We start from the raw sequence: 16367 nt of genomic DNA, 5'->3' as shown, positions 1-16367 counted from the left end.
GGAGACAGTCGGCCAACAGGCAGGGGGTGAGGTGGGTGGCAGCCACGGGCGATCCGCTGTCGCCGGACGAGCACGATCGGGTGCGGGCGGTGCTGTACCTCGGAGGCATGCGCACGGATGCGCTGGAGGACGGGGTGCAGCAGGTGCGGGTCAAGCTGCTGGAGCAGCTGCGCACGCGGGGGAGGCCACGCCACCGCGGGGCCTGGCTGGCCACCGTCGCCGGCCGCGTCGCCCTCGACACGCACCGGGCGCGCCGGCACGAGAGAGGGCTCGCCGAGCGGATACGGCACCGTGACCCACCCCAGGTCAGCGACCGCGGCCGTACCGCCGAGGAACGCGAACTTGCCCTGGTGGTGGAACAGGCGCTCCAGAGCCTGGACCAGGACGTACGACGCCTCGTGGTGCTGCGGTTCTACGCGGACCTGTCGGTACGGCAGATCGCCGAGCAGCTCGGTGTCCCGGAGGGCACGGTCAAGAGCCGGCTCCATGCGGCGATGCGGTCGCTGCGGGAGCGGCTGCGGGAGACGGAGGTGGTGTGAGTGAGGGCGAGGCGTGCTCACGACGAGGGCGACGCCTGGGACGCCGTGGTGACCGGACAGGCGCCGTCGGCGCGCCGGCTGCGCGGCGACCCGGAGATACGGGCGCAGTGGGACGAGGCACGGCAGGTGGAGTCCCGCCTGCGACAGGGGCTCGGACTGCTCGCGGAGGAGGCACGGATGCAGGAGACCCAGAAGACGGACATGGACACGGAGACCGTGCACGGCGATGCCGGTGCGCCGGCGGCGGGAGCCGCGCGGCGGTGGCGTCGGGCGGCGCTGGTCGTGGCGGCGGCCGTGGTGGTGGGCCTCGGCGCGGCCGCCGTAGGCCTTCAGCCCTGGTCGGGGGACGACGGGGGGAGTGAGCAGGGAACCGCCAGTCTGAGCGGCCGCGGACTGCTGGCCTGTGCCGAGGTCGTCGCGCAGGGGCAGGTCGACGAGGTCGAGGCGGTGAGCGGTGGCCGGGTCGAACTGCGGATGACGGTGGGGGAGTACCTCAAGCCGCGCAAGGATCCCGGCGGGCGGCTGGAGGTGACAACGCAGGGCCGTGCCGAACTGCGCGCGGGCATCGAGGCGGCGGTGGTGGTCTACCCGGACCGTGCGGATGCCTCCGTCTACCCGGGCGAGCAGGGGACAAGGCTGCTGTCGCAGCTGCGGCCGTACGCGGCCGAGCCGGACACCCTGCCCCGCTGCGAGGGGTCAGGGTGATCCGGCAAGGTGTGGCGCGGGCCGCGGTCAGCGCCCGGAGAAGCGGACCTGGTCGCGCACGGCGTCGCTCCAGCGCTCGCCGACGGCGTCCGGTACGGCCGACCCATCGGCGTTCAGCTGCCGGTCGCCGTACACCGGGACCAGCGTCTGCCACCCGAAGGCCGCCTCGTCGGTGGTCGCGAACAGATAGGTCCGGCCCGGCCGGAGCAGCTGGTCGCCCTCGAAGAGCAGCGGCTCGGCGGCGCCGTCGAGACGGCCGCCCTGCTGGTTGACGGTCGTGGTGCCGGCGGTGTCACCCTTGAAGCTCTTGTCGACCCGGACGCTGTACTGGGTCTCCGGCAGCCCGGAGATCGTCCGCCGGCCCTGCTCGGCGACGACGGTGCCGACGAAGACATCGTCGGCGAAGCCGGCCAGCTTGGCGTCGTCGGCGAAGTCCGTCACCATGCCGGCGTGCATCCGTGGCCCGTCGCTCGACGGGGTGGACCGCTCGGCGGAGCTGCCGCCGCTCCTGCTGTAGATGGCGTTGTAGGCGTCGATGTCCGCCTGGGCCGGGACGTCGGTGAGACGGCTCGTGGTGACGGACTCCATCACCGCGCCCTGTCCGTCGATGTGATCGAGGCCCAGGGCGTGACCGAACTCGTGGGTGACGACGCCGTTGCGGTCGAAGGAGTCGTAGCCGTCGAGGTAGCGCGAGTTGAGCTCGATGTCGTCGTCCCCGAACCAGTCGTCGATCCAGCGGCCGTCCCACGAGACGTCCCGGTCCACGTCGTAGACGTCGACGTCCTGGTTGTTCCAGAAGTCGTCGGGCGCGACGTTGATGTCCCCGACCTCGTTCCACGCGTCGGCGGCGTGCTGGAGCTCCCCGTCGTACTTGGTGTTGTCCTCGTAGCGCAGCTCGTCCCCGTCGACCGAGCCTGCCGCGTGCGCGGCCGTGGACAGTGCCCCGGTCGCGGCTAAGACGCAGACGACGGCGAGGGCGCGCAGCGTGGCGCGGCCGCGCCGGGTGCCGCCTGTCGTGTGTCCGTGACGTGCGAACATGTCGTTCCCCCTGAATGCGGAGTGGCCGACGCAGAAGCGCGCCGGCCGATGCGTCGACCGTGTCACGCATGACATGCCCACGCCACCAACGACATGACCGGAAGGGCCGATTCACCCCGTACCTTCCGTTGTCCGGCACCTCACGGAGCCCAGGGCGCGCGGGCTCCAACTGCCGGTTCCCGCACTCGGATCACCGACCCCGCACACCGCCCGCAGGCCTCAACCCGACCGGATCCGCACCCTCACACTGTCCCCGGCCGCCCAACCCCGCCCACACCACCCCACGGATTCCCTGCAGCACTCACCCAACGGCGGTGCAAAACCCCCACATCCGGACGTGAACGACGCCCGGCCCCGCCCCGATCACATCAGCCCCGCGGCGTCACCGCGCATCGGCGACCGGCCCGCAACTCCAGCCGCTCTCCCGGGAACTGCTCGCGGAAGGCGCGGTCGTGCGAGACCGCCACCACCGCTCCCGGATAGACGGCGAGCGCTGCCTCCAGGTCCTCGACAAGGTCGAGCGCCAGATGGTTCGTCGGCTCGTCGAGGACGAGGAGGTCGGCGGGCCGGGTCACCAGACCGGCGATCTGGAGCCGACGCTGCTGCCCCGCGGACAGCGCCGCGACCGGGACATGCAGGTCGTCCTCGCGGAACAGGCCCAACGCCAGCAGCTGTTCGGCGTACTCGTACGGCAGCCCCGGCCGCCCGGCCGCGAACGCGGCGAGCAGCGGGAGCCGCGTCGAGCGCGCGGGGAGCTCCTGCGCGAGGTACCCGATCCGGGCGGGGCGGCGCACCGTGCCGGCGTCCGGCTCCAGGTCGCCGGCCAGGACGCGCAGCAGTGTCGTCTTGCCCGCCCCGTTCTCACCCGTGACCAGCAGCCGCTGACCGGGCGCGAGGGTGAGCCGCCCCTCCAGCCGCAGCCGCTCGCCGACCGACACCCCGTCGAGCGCGGCGAGCGGGCCGGCGTCGCCGTGATGCCCGTCGCCGGAGGTCGAGAGTGCCGCCGTGAACCGCAGCGGCCGCGGCGGCGCCGGAACCGGAGCGCGGAGCAGCTGAGCGAGGCGCTCGCGGGCCGCGCGGACCTGCCCGCCGAGCTTCGCCTCGTGCGAACGGCGGTGCTTGCCGAAGCCCTGCCGCGGGTCCTTGCCGGTGCCGGCCAGCCGCTTCCCGGCGGCCGCGACCAGTTCCTCGGTCCGGGCCACCTCCTGCAGCCACTCGACGTGCTCCTGCTCCGCGCGGCGCCGGGCGGCGGCCTTCGCGGCGCGATAGCCGGCCCAGCCGTCGCCATGGCGGTGCACGGCCCGCGTGTCCCGGTCCACCTCCAGGATCGTGGTGGCGATCCGCTCCAGAAATCCCCGGTCATGGGTTACCGCCACGACGGTCCCGCGATGCGCGCACAAATGCTCGGTCAACCAGTGCACCGCCGCCGCGTCGAGGTGGTTCGTCGGCTCGTCGAGCAGCAGCAGCTCGGGGGCGGCGGCCAGTACGCAGGCCAGCGCCAGCCTCGACTGCTCGCCGCCGGAGAGCGAGCCGAGCGCGCGGTCGCGGGTGATATGGGCGAGCCCGAGCCCGTGCAGCGCGGCATCGACGCGGACGTCGGCCTCGTACCCGCCGCGCTCCTCGTACGCGATCAGTAGCTCGCCGTACGCCGCAAGCTCGTCCGGCGACGCCTCACCGAGCCGCTCCTCCGCGGCACGCAAACGCCGCTCCATGTCCCGCAGTTCGGCGAGGGCGAGGTCGACCGCGTCCCGTACCGTGCGGTCCGGGTCGAGGTCCAGGGTCTGGGCGAGATGGCCGATGCCGCCGGGGAAGGCGACGGTGAGCTCCCCGGCGTCCGGCGCCTCCACGGCCGCGAGGAGCCGCAGCAGGGTGGACTTGCCGGACCCGTTCTCGCCGATGACGGCGGCCTTCTCGCCCGGGCGGACGGTGAAGGAGACCTGGTCGAGGACGGTCCGGGTGCCGTAGGACTTGGTGACGTCCTTGACGGAGAGCTGCGCCATGGCAGCGGGCATGACGGTATGGGCGCGTTCGCGCATGTGACTTCCCCTTGGGGATGCGAAGGGTCTACGGGCGGCGGAGACGGCGGCAGGCGCCGTGCCCGGACTCAGGGGAAGTAGTAGAAAGCCACGTCTCTACGTTAGCAAAACGGTCCGTCTCGTCTCTACTCGTTTATCGCACCTCGCCCCCACCTCCCGCTGGGGCCGCGAAATCCGCGTGCCGCCCCATCGGCGCGGTGGATAGCCTCGTGCGGTGACGAGCGAGAGCGTGTTGCCGGTGGACCGGCCGGCGGACGGTGTCGCCGATTTCAGTCGACGATCACGTCATCTGTCACGGTGACTTCGGTCCGTGGAAGGTGATCCGGCGGGGACGGCAGCCGGTGGGCCTCTGCGGGAACTCGCCGACAGGCTGTCGTGGAGCCGCGCCCACCGGCATCTGTTCGAGCAGGTGGGCGAGCAGACGAGTGCCCTTCAGGTGGACCGGAGGACGCCGTGGCCGTCGGCCCGAGTGAAACGGATGGTGCGGGGGACTTGGCCTACAAGGCCGGGTTCGGCGGCGTTCCCCAGGGGGCTGGCCCGGCCAGGCTCCTCTGGTTCAGACCACGTGCCGGGGGAGCCGCCCCCACCCCTACGAGTGGCTGCCCTGCTCACAGACCAGGCGGGCGACCTCGCGAAGCGTGACGTTGTGCTCCTGCGAGTAGCGGCGCAGCACCTCGAATGCCTGCTCCTCGGTGAGGTCAGGGCTGCCCATGGCCCCGCCGATCACGGGGAGGGTGGCGACGGCGTGTTCCATCTGAGCATGGGCGCGGGCGCCGGAGAAGGCGACGACGGCATCACACCGAGCCGACGGGCGAGGGGCGCGAAAGGAGGGCCAGCGCGGCTGTTCCCGGTCGAAATCCGGGATGCGGAACACCCGCTCGCCCTGTTTCGTGCGGGCGGCATCGAAGCACGGACCTCACCCAGCCGCTCCTGGAGCCGGTCGCTCTCGACGACCAGTTCGTCCGCGGGTGCCAGCGTCTGGACCTGCTTGCGGTGCTGCGGAACCAGGATGCCCGCCGCGTCGCACCCCTCGACCAGCTCGACGGCCGAGCCGGTGATCCGCTCCAGGATGGAATCGACCGACTCCTGCGCCAGGGACCTGGGCTGGCCGACGCCCGCACAGCCCTCCGCGCCGGTCCGCCCGGTCGCGATGAAATACGAGATCCCCGTCGAAGGAACCCCGCAATGCGCCCTTTGCCATCCATCGAGGTCCCGCACCCACTGGCGATCTCCTACGCCAGAGCCTTCGGCGACGAAGGACGGGCCTGGATCGCCGGACTGCCCGCTCTCGCCGCGCAGATCCTGGACCGCTGGGAACTGAGGCGGGACGGCACGGCCCGGTACGGCGAAGCCTCCCTGGTGCTTCCGGTGCTGCGCCGCAACGGCACACCCGCGGCCCTCAAACTCCAGCTGCCCAGGGAAGAGGTCACCGCCGCCCTCATCGGGCTGCGCACCTGGAACGGCGATGCGACGGTGCGGCTGCTCGACCATGATCCCGACACCGGCAGCATGCTCCTGGAGCGGCTGGACGCCGTCCGCACCCTGGCCTCCGTCGAGGACGACGACGTGGCGATGGGCATCCTCGCGGACCTGCAGACCCGCCTGGGCGTCGTACCCGCACCACAGGGGCTGCGCGGCCTCGGCGACATCGCCACCGAGATGCTGACGCAGGTCCCCGAGGCGGTCACCGCCCTGCCCGACCCCGCGCAACGCACGCTCCTGCTGCGCTGGGCGGCGACGGTGGCCGAACTCGTCCACGAGCCCGGAGACCGCATGCTGCACTGGGACCTCCACTACGACAACGTGCTCGCCGCCCACCGTGAGCCCTGGCTCGTCATCGACCCCGAACCCCTCGCCGGGGACCCCGGCTTCGACCTGTGGCCCGCCCTCAACAGCGGGTGGGACGACCTGGCCGCGAACGGCGACGCACTGCGCGTGGTGCGCCGCCGCTTCGACATCCTCACCTCGACCCTCGCCCTGGACCGAGCCCGCGCGACCGGCTGGACCCTCGGGCGGCTCCTGCAGAACGCGCTGTGGGACGTGGAGGACGGCGAGCACGCCCTGGCCCCTTCGGCGCTCGGTATCTCGGAGGCGTTGCTCGGTCGGTGAGGCCGGGGGGCTGGCTACGTCTTCGTCTCTGTCCACTGGCTTCCCCCCGGCCTCCCGCCGCGCGGGGACGTCGGAGTGACGGGCAGACCGTCGTCAGTGCTCCTGGGCGGGAAGCACACCGTCGACGGCTCGGCGCTTGCAGGACGAGGACACGTGCGGCGTGGTCGGGGTCGGGGTGTCCCATGTCGGCCGAGAGGTCGCGCAGCACGCCGAACAGCCAGGTGTGCTGGTCGTCGATGACCGTGCGCACCGGATGGGCACGGTTGGAGTATTCGGCGGCGGCGTTGAGGAACTGGCAGCCGCGGAAGCCGTCTTCGAGGGTCGCGTCGCCGAGTACGGCCATGACCGCACGGAGTGCCTCGCGTGGCTGCCTTCCCCGCCGAGCCCGTCCGACCGCGTGCCGGATCTGCTCGGCGGTGGCCGTGAGGTAGGCGGAGACGAGGTCATCCTTGCTGGGGTGGGGCCGGTAGAAGGTGGCGCGGGTGACCTTGGCCTCGGTGACCAGACAGTCGATGCCCACGGCCTGGATGCCCTCCGATCGTTCTCCCTGAGAGGTATGGAATCCATGAGCACCACTCCCACCATCGTTCTCGTCCACGACGCCTTCGGAGACTTGGGCATGTGGAGGGGCCTCATCGCCAAGCTCCGGGGCAGGGCCACACCACCCTCGCGGTGTCGAACCCCCTGCGCGGCCTGGAGTCCGACGCTCAGTACGCGGCCACCGTCGCCAAGCCCGTGGACGGCCCGGCGATCCTGGTCGGCCACTCCTACGCCGGCGCGGTCGTCACCCGCCCCGCCCGCGAGGCGTCGAATGTCGGGGCCCTGGTCTACGGGGCCGCCTTCCAGCCCGACGAGGGTGAGAGCTGCCTGGAGAACGCCTCCTGCTTCCCCGGCGCCAGGATGGGCCCGGACACCACCATCGCCACAGAACACGAGGTCGAGCCGGAGTTGCGCATCCTCCCTGAGCACTACCAGGACGTCCTCGCCGGCGACCTGCCCACCGAGACCACCGACGCCCTCGCGGTCACCCAGCACTCAGTGCGCGTGCAGGCCCTGACGGCCGAACTGTCCGGTCGGCCGGCTTGGCGCACCCTGCCCACGCTGCTGCTGAGTCGATGGGTCCGGCGGCAGTGACGGGCCGACGTGGCCGCCGGGACCGTAGTCGGCAAGAACCGGCGCGAGGGTGTCGTCCTGATGTACGACAGCTTCGGAGGGCAGCCGCCCTGGGTGTGCGGGGCCGTCTTCTGCGGGGCCGCCTAGGCGATCGCTTCGTCCACCAGCCGCAGGGCGCGGTCGACGACTCCGGCTTCATCTGGAACGCCCGGGTAGGCGACAATAGATGCCGCGTCGTCAGATGGAACACCCCCTGGAGGTAGGGCAGTTGACAACAGGTCCAGCCGATTCGTGCCGACCGGGAGCGACGGGCCCGCAGAAGCCGGCGTCCCAAACCGTTGAAGGAGCTCTCCGTGGCAGATGAGTCTGAGACCGGGGCCGCGGTGGTGCGGGTGGAGACCGTGGAGCTGAACGGGCACGGTGGTCGACAGATCAGCAGCCGGGTCAGACAAGCGGCGAACCTGTCCGACCGCTCCGAGGAACTGCAGGCGGCCATCGTCCAGGCGTCGGCAATCGCGCAGGATTCGCTCGCCCAGGTGCCGCAGCGCAACGGCTGGTCCGTCAAGACCATGGAGGTGACCTTCGGCATCACCCTGGCCGCCGAGGCTGGCGTGATCCTCTCGAAGGCGTCGGCGGAGGCATCGTTCGAGGTGACGCTCACGGTGGAACGGGTCGCCGACTCACCATGACCGGTGGTCACTACTGGGTGCGGATCAAGGAGGGCGGTACGCCGCTGGGCGCCGGCTTCCTGTTGACGCGGGTCTACGTCTTGACGGCCCTGCACTGTCTCAAGCAGATGTCCTCGGAAGACGCTTCCCTGGAACTCGAACTGCCCGACAGGCGGACCCTCAAGGGCCGGTTGTGCGACTCGGTCGAGGAGGTGGACCTCGCCCTCATATCCATTGAGGGCGCCCGCTCCCAGCAACTGCCGCTCGCACCGCCGACCGACTGGCCGCGACCACGGGTGCGATGGCGCGGATCGTACTGTCCACCGGGCGAGCACCTGCAGCTCAGCGGCATCGTCACCCACGCCCCGATCACCTACCGCAGTGCCGAGCAGGGCGAATTCACCGGAATCCAGCTGACCGCCGAACAGGATGTCGACGATTTCTCCGGGTACTCGGGCAGTCCCGTGGACACCGACCCGGTCAAGCACAGCGACGAGCGCCCTGTGGTGGGAATCCTCATGGAACAGCTGACCAGCCGGGAAGACCCGGCCCGGGGGAGCAATGTCCTCATCGCCGCCTCGGTCCGGCACGCCATGGAGCTGTTCCCGCACTTCGCCGTCGACCATCTCCGAAGCGACGGGGCCGTTCCGCCGAGGCGGGCGGCCGGGCGGAGCGTGCGGGGCAGGACCGAGGACGTGCTGGCGTCGCTGCGGCAGTGGGAGGAAGCGGGTCTCATCACGGCGCGGGACGCACAGGAGCAACGCACGCGGACCCTAAGGCAGTTCGGCATCAGCGCTCTGGGAGACGATCCGGATGAGCCCTGAGAGCACACCGCTGTGGCAGCAACGGATCGAGGTCGCCGAGCAGGCCGTGAGGGGCTCGGACGAGGCCCTCGCGTCACTGCCGGACGTGGTCCTCACGATGGATCAGGACAGGGGCCTGCTGGGCACCTGGCAGGACGCGAGCGACATGTCCTACTTCCTTGCCCTGCTCCGTGAGCTGGAGGGATCCGCCGAGATTGAATTCGCCGGAACCGTGAAGGTCGTCCAGCGGTGGATGGGGAGTCGCAGGGTCCCCGAAGCGTACCGATGTGCGGTGCACAATCGGATCGCCAGCGTCCTGGCCGAGAGCGGTAAGCCCGCCGAGGCCTTTCTGGCCCTGAACACCGCCGACCCGTCAACCCTCGCGGAGCGGGCGTACACGCTCGTCCAACTCGGCATGGTGACCGGTATGTTGGGGTATGGGGAGTCGGCCCGGGGATGCGCCCAGGATGCCGCGCGTCTCGCAACAGAGGCCGACGGTTCGGCCGTATGGCTGGAGATACGGATGCGTGCGGCTCACCTGCTGTTCCACTCCGAACTCAGGCACGGGTCGGCAGCTCGGAGTCGTATCGAAGGCCTGGTGAGGGAGCTCGAGGAAGTGTGCGGCCGGCAGATCGACCGCTGGGGCGGCGATCACCCCCGAGCACTGGAAGCCCTGGTGATCATGACCGAGGCGCGGCATGAACAGGCGCGTGCGCGTGGTGATGAGGAGACGGCCGGACGGCTCACCGACGTCCTTGCCGTGGCAGCACAACGTTCCGCCACCCTTCTTGGAGCCCGTCACCCTCAGGCGAAGGCAGCACGTCGCGCGTTCGAAGAGTCCATGACCCGGTGGCAGAGTCAAGTCCAGGCGGACTACCGGCGCCGTTCGACCTTGCCCCTCCACGTGAGTGGCAGTGAACGCGCGGGCGCGGGCAACTACTTCTACGGCGACCGTGTAGCCATGCGCAGCGGTCACGCGAACACGGGCATCGTCAAGCACCAAGCCGGCGCTGTCGGCTCGGCACCGGCGTCCGCCGACCTGATCGTGACACTCCAGGAACTACACCACTTGATCTCGGAACTGCGTGACCTGGTCCCACCGGACACCGCTCTAGTCCTCGACGAACACCTGCCGGCCCTCACAGCCGCCACCGCATCCCAGGACATACGCCCAGCCCTGCTCGCGGTGGCCGCGGTCGCATCGCGAGTCGGGGCTGCGGGACAATCGGTTCTGGACTCGATCACACGAATCGTCGACCTGCTCGGCTCCCCGTCTCCTGAGGTCGAACGGGACAGTCAGCACCAGCACTTCGCGTTGGTCGCGGTGCTACTCAAGGAAGCGCACGCCAGGGTGCGCGCACTCCAGGTCCCGGAGTCCGTACGGATGGCGCTGACCCGGAAACTGCTGGTCATCACCGCCGCGGCCAAGCACGATGCAGTCGACGCGGCAAGGCGTCTCGGAACGTTCATGGCGGACCTCGACGAGGGACGATTCCCCGACGAAGAGCGCTGAACAGTAGTCCTGATACCAGTGGAGTACGGCTCACCCACGGAGATCGCCGCGAATGCGCCGTCGCCGCCGCCGACTTTCCTCGCGAGCCTCGTCCTGTCTGTCCCGGCTGTCCCGGACACGTCCGGACACGTCCGGGACAGGCGTTTTCCCTTTTCCGGGATCTCCGGATCACCCCAGCATTTGCGTCGGACGGCAACCGTTCGAAAGCTCCGCAGACAACGACTGGGGTTCTCATGAAAATGACCCGCTCCACGGCAGCGATCGTGTCCCTCCTGGCGGCGACCGTCGCCACGGGACTGCCCACGGCAACCGCGTCGGCAGCACAGCCCGCACCGAAGCCGGTGGTCAAGTTGACCGGCAGCAGCCACACCACTCCGCGGCCGATCTCGGTCGATGAGTACGTGAATTCGGGCGGCTCCCCCTCCACCAAGCCGGCAGCGGGTGCCGCCGCGCCCAAGTGCTGGAGCGCGCAGTTCAATGACTCGCTTTCGGTCACCAACTGGCCGTTCCCCGGCGAATTCGAGTTCGCCGCTTTCGGCTACACCGGGAAGTGGTGCGACAACAATGGCACGTTGTGGCGCATGGCCGTCATGAACGCCTATGTGCAGAACGTCGGCCCCGGCACGGTGATCTTCAGTAAGAAGTCCCACTCCACGGTCGGCCGGACGGTGTGGAACAACAAATACGCCATCGGCGTCGAAAAGTTCAACCTGGCCGGCACGGTGGAGGCCGCGAGCGTGAAGCACACGTTCTCGGTCGAGAGGTGCATCCGAAGCTGGGGCGACCGCTACGGCAACCGCTGGCAGAGCAAGTCCTGCAGCGTTCTCTGACGTGTTCCGGCCCCGGGCCATCGGCGGTCCCCGCCCGCCGTCCGCCTGACAGCCCACCATTCCGCGTACGACCGAGGGCGGCACTCCCTGGTAGCAGGGGTGCCGCCCTCGGGCAGGAGGAGCGAGCGAAGCGGCACCCCGGTCTGCCGTCTGCCTTGGCGGAATACGCCGTTGTCTGCCCGGTACGGCCGGGGCAGGATGTCAGCTCATGGGGGACCTGGGGGAGTTACCACCATCGTATGAAGACGTGTCGCCGCACGAAATCCGGGACGCCGCCGGTTTCATCGCGTCGATGCAACGGCTCAAGGAACGTTCCGGACTGACGTATCGCGAGTTGGAGGAGCGAGCCGCCCGCAACGGTGACGTCCTGGCGCGCAGCACGCTCGCCGACGTACTGCGCCGGACGGGCCTGCCGCGTCCCGAGGTCTTGGCCGCGTTCGTACGCGCCTGCGGCGACGGTGACCGGGTCGACGCCTGGCTGGACGCCAGGGACCGCCTCGCCGCCGTACACACGACTGCCGCGCCCGTCTCGCCGCGCGACTTCGAAACCGTTGCGCAGCCACAGACCGGGGCGGCTACGATCGCGCGGCCCCACCGGACCAGAACCCGCACAGCCGCCGCGACCGCGCTCACGCTCCCACTGCTGGCCCTGGCCGCTTGGGGACTGCTCCCCGGCGACTCCGACGAACCAGAGACACCGACATCTCCTGACCTCTCCTCACACGCTCCCGCCGACGGCTGGGTCACCATCCGCCCCGCCCGTACGCCCGACCTCTGCCTGACCGACGGACGCGATCGCGAAGGTGCCTACGACAGCGCCGTAGCCGTCCAACTCCCCTGTGCGCAGGCCCCCGTGCCGCGCACCTATCTCGAACCGATGGGTGCGGGGCTCTACCGCATCCAGTGGCACCATCCCCGGATGGGAAAGGGATGCCTGACGGTGATGGGGGAGGACCAGATCAAGGGCATGCTCGAACCCCGCCGGAACTGTGCGCAGGGCACCGCCTTCCGTCTGGAACCCATTGCCCGGGCGTTCCGTCTGCGTCCGACCACCAGCAGCGGATGCATCGGCATCGTCGACAACGACACCACCGCGGGCGCCGAGGCGATCGAGGAACGCTGCACCGGCGCGGCGGATCAGCGTTTCCTGGTCCGGGCGGGCTGATGGTCCCGTGCGCCGCCGCTCGATACAGGCCCGGAACTGGGACTACGTCCTGGCGATCTCCTGCCGCAGCTTATGGGTGAAGCGGCGCAGCAGATCCTCCGTTTCCCTGTGCTCGGCCCTGAGATCGTCCCTGCCCTCGCTGGGCCGGGAACTCCAGACCGACGCGCGAGAGCGGCGGCGAGATCGACGGTGTCGTCGCCGCACAACAGGTAGCGGCCCACCACAAGGGCGCCCGTCGGGAAGTCGGGGCCCTTGATGCGCTCGATATTCTCCACGTCAGCTCCCCCCGACACACAGCTGTCAGCAGGCTACAGAAGCCACTGACGGCCCAAATTCGATGGGCGACTGAACGGAAATCACCTGGCTTCCCATCGCGTCTCTCTTCGGTCCGGCCAGTCAGTCAGTCCACTGTGTCGTGACTGGTCCTGTCCCGGCCCTGCCGGCGCCCATTGGGATGGACCTGCCTCCGCTGCCAATGGGCCCGCCCACACACAGAGTCCGCTGGATCCGCGTCCGACAGCACGGCCGCGATGTCATCGTCGTCCAGCTGGCCCGCACCGAACCGGCCTGCGCTGGGCCCGTTACCGCGGCCTGCCCAAGGGTCCGCCTCCAATACGCAGCCCCGCCACTGCCGTCAACGTCATCAACTCGACGCAGCCCGAACCCCGAAGGGCGCGGCTCCGGCTCTGGGGCCGCGAATACTCGGCTGACGATAAGGCCGACTTGCCCATAGGATCCTCGTTCGAGGCGCCGGCAGGGCGCCCTGCCGACAGCTGGCATTCAGCGGACCGAGGATGCGTGGCGCAATGAGCAGCCGACTCTTCGCAATCTCCTTTGACGCGCACCAGCCTGAGCACCTGGCGCATTTCTGGTCCGGCGTCCTGGGTTTGGAGAGAACCGACGATTCTTACGACGGCGTAGCCCTGCTGTCCGGGAACGACGCCGGTTACCATCTCGGCTTCCGCACCTCCCAGGTGCAGAGGGTCGCCCCGAACCGGCGGCACTTCGACCTGACCAGCTCCTCCCTGGAGGACCAGCAGGAGACCGTGGCCAGGGCACTCGACCTCGGTGCGCGGCACGCTGACGTCGGCCAGGGACCGGACGCGTCCCATGTGGTGCTCGCCGACCCCGAGGACAACGAGTTCTGCGTCCTTGAGCCGGGCAACGCCTTCCTCGCGGGCTGCGGCTTCATCGGAGCGCTCGCCTGCGATGGTTCGCAGACCGTGGGCTACTTCTGGAGCGAGGCGCTGGGCTGGCCGCTGGTCTGGGACCAGGACGAGGAGACCGCCATCCAGTCACCGAACGGTGGTACGAAGATCACGTGGGGTGGTCCGCCGCTCATGCCGGATCCCGGCAGGGACATGCACCTCGACCTCGTGCCGGACGACGATCAGCAAGCGGAGGTCGAGCGCCTGCTCTCCCTCGGGGCGAAGCGCCTTGACTCCGCCGACGGTGGGGACGGCGCAGTGCTGCTGGCAGATCCTGACGGCAACAAGTTCCGTGTGCTCGGGCGCCGGTGAAGCATCACCCAACGGGTTGAGCAGCACAGTCGGTGGCCGCGTGGGGCGATGCGGCAGAGGTGTGGCGTCTCACATGCCGCGGTCTGGGCCGTACCAAGGCTCGGGGCGTTCATCAGCGGACATCGGAAGATGCTGCAACTGCACAGGGCCAGGATAAAAGGCCGCGCTGTTGGGCCCGGTCATGTCTTCGCCGATGAGGTAGCGGTAGAGCCATTCCGCGAAGCTGATGCGGTGCTCTACCCAGGTTTCGTCAAAGTTCACCAGGAATCTCGGGGTATCGGCTTCGGCATCGGTCGCAGCGAGCAGGAAGACGGTCTCTCCACGGTCGGTACTGGCGATCGGCCACAACCCGTTTCGGGTACCGAAGCTCAGCTCGGCGAGTCCGAAGAGCTGGCGGGGGTCCTCATCCGCGTCGAGGTCGAGGTCGTCCCATGGCACCTCGGACCACGCCTTGATCCCGCTACGGATGTCTCGGCCCAGGTTCCACCACTCGGTCGCGGGGTGGGAGAGGTAAAGATGCCCGTTGATCTGAATGGGGGCGAACGCGTCCACGAGAAATCTGTAGTCGGAAGGCAGTTGTATGCCGAGCTCTGCCTGGAGACGGTCCCAAGCAGTCGGATCCGCATAGCGGTTCTGAGCCGGGCCGAGCATCGCCATCGCGGCAGCCAGATAGTCAGTCATGAGTTCCTCGATGATGTGTGCCCGGCGCGGTCTTTCACGTCCGGCCAAGATCGTATAGGGCCGTACTTTACGGCGGATCCCGTCGCCGACTGTCCCCGCTGTGGTTCCACCACATCAACCACCTCGGCGGGTGCACATGTTTCCGGCGTGAAAACCATTCGCCCCCAGGGGCCCGCGGACCGAAACTGGGACCGCAGATCGCAGCGGACAGAAAGAGCAGGCCAGCGCTGACATACAACCGAGACTCCCTGCCCTTCCCCGAGAACCTCGTGCCGCCTGCCAGGCAACTTCGGAGTTGGGACGATCTCGACCCGGCCCGCCACCCGTTCCCCTGGGACGCGGACGAGGAAGCCCATCTCGGCTCGCTGGTTCGCGAGTGGGTGCCACCCGTGCTCTCAGGCATGGAGGGCTGGTGGGAGGGCGAACGCTGGTGTGAGCACCAGGTGGACGCGATCATCCGGGATCGCTATGGGAACTGGGCCCAAGGATGGAACTGGTGCTACCGGTACGGCGGGCCCATCGGCAGCTGGGTCACCGGGCCAAGCTCCGTGACCACCCCTGATGAGACTGCGGCCCGCGCCGTGGCCGCGCTGCTGGAATGGCGCCAGTGGCTGGAGGAAATGGCCTGGCGATTCGCCGAGTTGGCGCCGCCACCCGAAGCATCTCCCGAAGATCGCAGCTGGCATCTGGAGCGGGCCTGCGTCCGGCTCGTGACCGTTGTCCTGGACTCCGGAGCCGAGGGTGGCTGGCACGGACTGGCCACGCAGGTCCTGCGCTGGTTCCTCACCAGCACCGGCATGGGCCTGGAGGACGCCGAGGAGGCGGTGGAGAACGCGATCGGGGGCCGGTTCGAGAGCTGGGTCACCCCAGAACGGACAGTGATCGAATCCGTGGGTGACGACCTTGCCGTCGGCCTCACCGGTCATCCCCCTTATCGGGGCCACCGTGAGCGTGAGGCCCTGGAGGATTTCCATGACCGCTGCTGACAGCCTTTCGATATGGCTGCGCGTGCGCCGAGACATCGACTGGCACCGAGCACCAGTCCTGCAGCGCGTTCCACCTGCGAGCGACGGCTTCCGGGCCTGGTGCGAAGGGCCGGTGCACCGACGCGACCCCGTCCGAGCGAAGCGTCTGCTTGCCGCCCACACCCTGTCCCGCGCCGATGCCGCACGCAGAGCCCCGCTGGACTTCGCCCGGCTGGCCGCTTGGCAGCGAGAGATTCTCGGCGAGGCCGAGGTGCCTTTCCGCGCGAACGACGCCTACGCGAAGGGCGGCCGTGAGCGCTACGGCCTGACTCCCCGCACCCGGGCCGACTTCACCGCCTGCCTGGGTGAGGCGACCGGCCCAGAGGTCCCGCTGGCAGCCCGTGCGGCCCGTGTGTACCTCGACGTGGCGTTCTTCCACCCCTTCGCCGACGGCAACGCCCGCGCGGCCCTGCTGACCCTGGTCCACGTCCTGGCCCGCGAGGACATCGTCCTTCCGGAGGTCGGCCCCCTCCAGACCACCCGCTATGCGGACGACCCCGTGGGCGCGGCCGACCTGGCCACTCTCATCGGCGTTCTCAACCGCCGCCGATCCTGAAGCAGTTGCCCGACCCGACCGCCTCAGGGTGGCCGCCTGGCGGGTTCAGAATGGCCGCAAGCACAC

15 protein-coding genes and 1 pseudogene are annotated in these 16367 nt (G+C 69.7%); 12 read left to right on the top strand and 4 right to left on the bottom strand.

Features of this window, described 5'->3' with window-relative positions; all coding sequences use genetic code 11:
• The first annotated feature begins 35 nt into the window (after positions 1 to 35).
• Together IE325_RS43640 and IE325_RS43635 are read left to right on the top strand one after the other, a co-directional pair.
• Positions 36 to 539 (top strand): RNA polymerase sigma factor, encoded by a 504-nt coding sequence (locus IE325_RS43640; protein ID WP_229912490.1) that lies wholly within the window; start codon positions 36 to 38, stop codon positions 537 to 539.
• Positions 540 to 1244 carry a hypothetical protein gene (locus IE325_RS43635; protein ID WP_190075768.1) on the top strand — a complete coding sequence of 235 codons (705 nt, stop codon included), beginning with the start codon at positions 540 to 542 and terminating at the stop codon, positions 1242 to 1244.
• Positions 1245 to 1271: 27 nt separating this feature from the next.
• Here the strand turns inward: IE325_RS43635 and IE325_RS43630 are convergent, their stop codons facing one another.
• The 3 genes and pseudogenes from IE325_RS43630 to IE325_RS43620 all read right to left on the bottom strand — a co-directional run bounded on the left by IE325_RS43630 (position 1272) and on the right by IE325_RS43620 (position 5470).
• Complete coding sequence (locus IE325_RS43630; protein ID WP_190075767.1) at positions 1272 to 2282, bottom strand: matrixin family metalloprotease; 1011 nt, start codon at positions 2280 to 2282, stop codon at positions 1272 to 1274.
• 368 nt (positions 2283 to 2650) lie between these two features.
• Complete coding sequence (gene abc-f / locus IE325_RS43625) at positions 2651 to 4294, bottom strand: ribosomal protection-like ABC-F family protein (RefSeq protein WP_373315351.1); 1644 nt, start codon at positions 4292 to 4294, stop codon at positions 2651 to 2653.
• A gap of 613 nt (positions 4295 to 4907) precedes the next feature.
• Positions 4908 to 5470: pseudogene (locus IE325_RS43620) on the bottom strand (GAF and ANTAR domain-containing protein).
• A gap of 33 nt (positions 5471 to 5503) precedes the next feature.
• On the opposite strand from IE325_RS43620, the gene IE325_RS43615 reads away from it, so the two are divergent.
• The 8 genes from IE325_RS43615 to IE325_RS43575 all read left to right on the top strand — a co-directional run bounded on the left by IE325_RS43615 (position 5504) and on the right by IE325_RS43575 (position 14039).
• Entirely contained in the window at positions 5504 to 6427 is a 924-nt protein-coding gene (locus IE325_RS43615) for an aminoglycoside phosphotransferase family protein (RefSeq protein WP_190075765.1), read from the top strand.
• 621 nt (positions 6428 to 7048) lie between these two features.
• Positions 7049 to 7561, top strand: a complete 513-nt coding sequence (locus tag IE325_RS43605; RefSeq protein WP_190075764.1) for an alpha/beta fold hydrolase — start codon at positions 7049 to 7051, stop codon at positions 7559 to 7561.
• 332 nt (positions 7562 to 7893) lie between these two features.
• Entirely contained in the window at positions 7894 to 8229 is a 336-nt protein-coding gene (locus IE325_RS43600; protein ID WP_229912489.1) for a CU044_2847 family protein, read from the top strand.
• The gene (locus tag IE325_RS43595; RefSeq protein WP_190075763.1) at positions 8226 to 9032 is read left to right on the top strand and encodes a S1 family peptidase; all 807 of its coding nucleotides are present in this window, start codon (positions 8226 to 8228) and stop codon (positions 9030 to 9032) included. The genes IE325_RS43600 and IE325_RS43595 overlap by 4 nt, the downstream gene beginning before the upstream one ends.
• Before the next feature lie 1237 nt (positions 9033 to 10269).
• Positions 10270 to 10524 (top strand): SCO5555 family protein, encoded by a 255-nt coding sequence (locus tag IE325_RS43590; protein ID WP_190075806.1) that lies wholly within the window; start codon positions 10270 to 10272, stop codon positions 10522 to 10524.
• 239 nt (positions 10525 to 10763) lie between these two features.
• Entirely contained in the window at positions 10764 to 11354 is a 591-nt protein-coding gene (locus tag IE325_RS43585) for a hypothetical protein (protein ID WP_190075762.1), read from the top strand.
• A 247-nt stretch (positions 11355 to 11601) separates the two neighbouring features.
• Positions 11602 to 12519, top strand: coding sequence for a helix-turn-helix domain-containing protein (locus IE325_RS43580; protein WP_190075761.1), 918 nt, complete (start codon positions 11602 to 11604; stop codon positions 12517 to 12519).
• An 806-nt stretch (positions 12520 to 13325) separates the two neighbouring features.
• Positions 13326 to 14039 (top strand): VOC family protein, encoded by a 714-nt coding sequence (locus IE325_RS43575; protein ID WP_190075760.1) that lies wholly within the window; start codon positions 13326 to 13328, stop codon positions 14037 to 14039.
• A 69-nt stretch (positions 14040 to 14108) separates the two neighbouring features.
• On the opposite strand, the gene IE325_RS43570 is transcribed toward IE325_RS43575, so the two are convergent.
• Entirely contained in the window at positions 14109 to 14720 is a 612-nt protein-coding gene (locus tag IE325_RS43570; RefSeq protein WP_190075759.1) for an SMI1/KNR4 family protein, read from the bottom strand.
• A gap of 269 nt (positions 14721 to 14989) precedes the next feature.
• Here IE325_RS43570 and IE325_RS43565 point away from each other — a divergent pair, with 269 nt between their 5' ends.
• Both IE325_RS43565 and IE325_RS43560 read left to right on the top strand, forming a co-directional pair.
• Complete coding sequence (locus IE325_RS43565; RefSeq protein WP_190075758.1) at positions 14990 to 15706, top strand: hypothetical protein; 717 nt, start codon at positions 14990 to 14992, stop codon at positions 15704 to 15706.
• Positions 15693 to 16301, top strand: coding sequence for a Fic family protein (locus IE325_RS43560; protein ID WP_190075757.1), 609 nt, complete (start codon positions 15693 to 15695; stop codon positions 16299 to 16301). The genes IE325_RS43565 and IE325_RS43560 overlap by 14 nt, the downstream gene beginning before the upstream one ends.
• Positions 16302 to 16367 lie beyond the last annotated feature (66 nt).

Source organism: Streptomyces lanatus, assembly GCF_014655715.1.
GTDB lineage: Bacteria > Actinomycetota > Actinomycetes > Streptomycetales > Streptomycetaceae > Streptomyces > Streptomyces lanatus.
The sequence above is the reverse complement of the archived record's forward strand: the minus strand, read 5'-3'. Positions and strand labels throughout refer to the sequence as shown.

Excerpts from the sequence above, each read along its gene's own strand:
- IE325_RS43630 (WP_190075767.1), bottom strand. The coding sequence starts at position 2,282 with ATGTTCGCACGTCACGGACACACGACAGGCGGCACCCGGCGCGGCCGC.
- abc-f (WP_373315351.1), bottom strand. The coding sequence starts at position 4,294 with ATGCCCGCTGCCATGGCGCAGCTCTCCGTCAAGGACGTCACCAAGTCC.
- IE325_RS43615 (WP_190075765.1), top strand. The coding sequence starts at position 5,504 with ATGCGCCCTTTGCCATCCATCGAGGTCCCGCACCCACTGGCGATCTCC.
- IE325_RS43595 (WP_190075763.1), top strand. The coding sequence starts at position 8,226 with ATGACCGGTGGTCACTACTGGGTGCGGATCAAGGAGGGCGGTACGCCG.
- IE325_RS43585 (WP_190075762.1), top strand. The coding sequence starts at position 10,764 with ATGACCCGCTCCACGGCAGCGATCGTGTCCCTCCTGGCGGCGACCGTC.
- IE325_RS43575 (WP_190075760.1), top strand. The coding sequence starts at position 13,326 with ATGAGCAGCCGACTCTTCGCAATCTCCTTTGACGCGCACCAGCCTGAG.
- IE325_RS43570 (WP_190075759.1), bottom strand. The coding sequence starts at position 14,720 with ATGACTGACTATCTGGCTGCCGCGATGGCGATGCTCGGCCCGGCTCAG.
- IE325_RS43560 (WP_190075757.1), top strand. The coding sequence starts at position 15,693 with ATGACCGCTGCTGACAGCCTTTCGATATGGCTGCGCGTGCGCCGAGAC.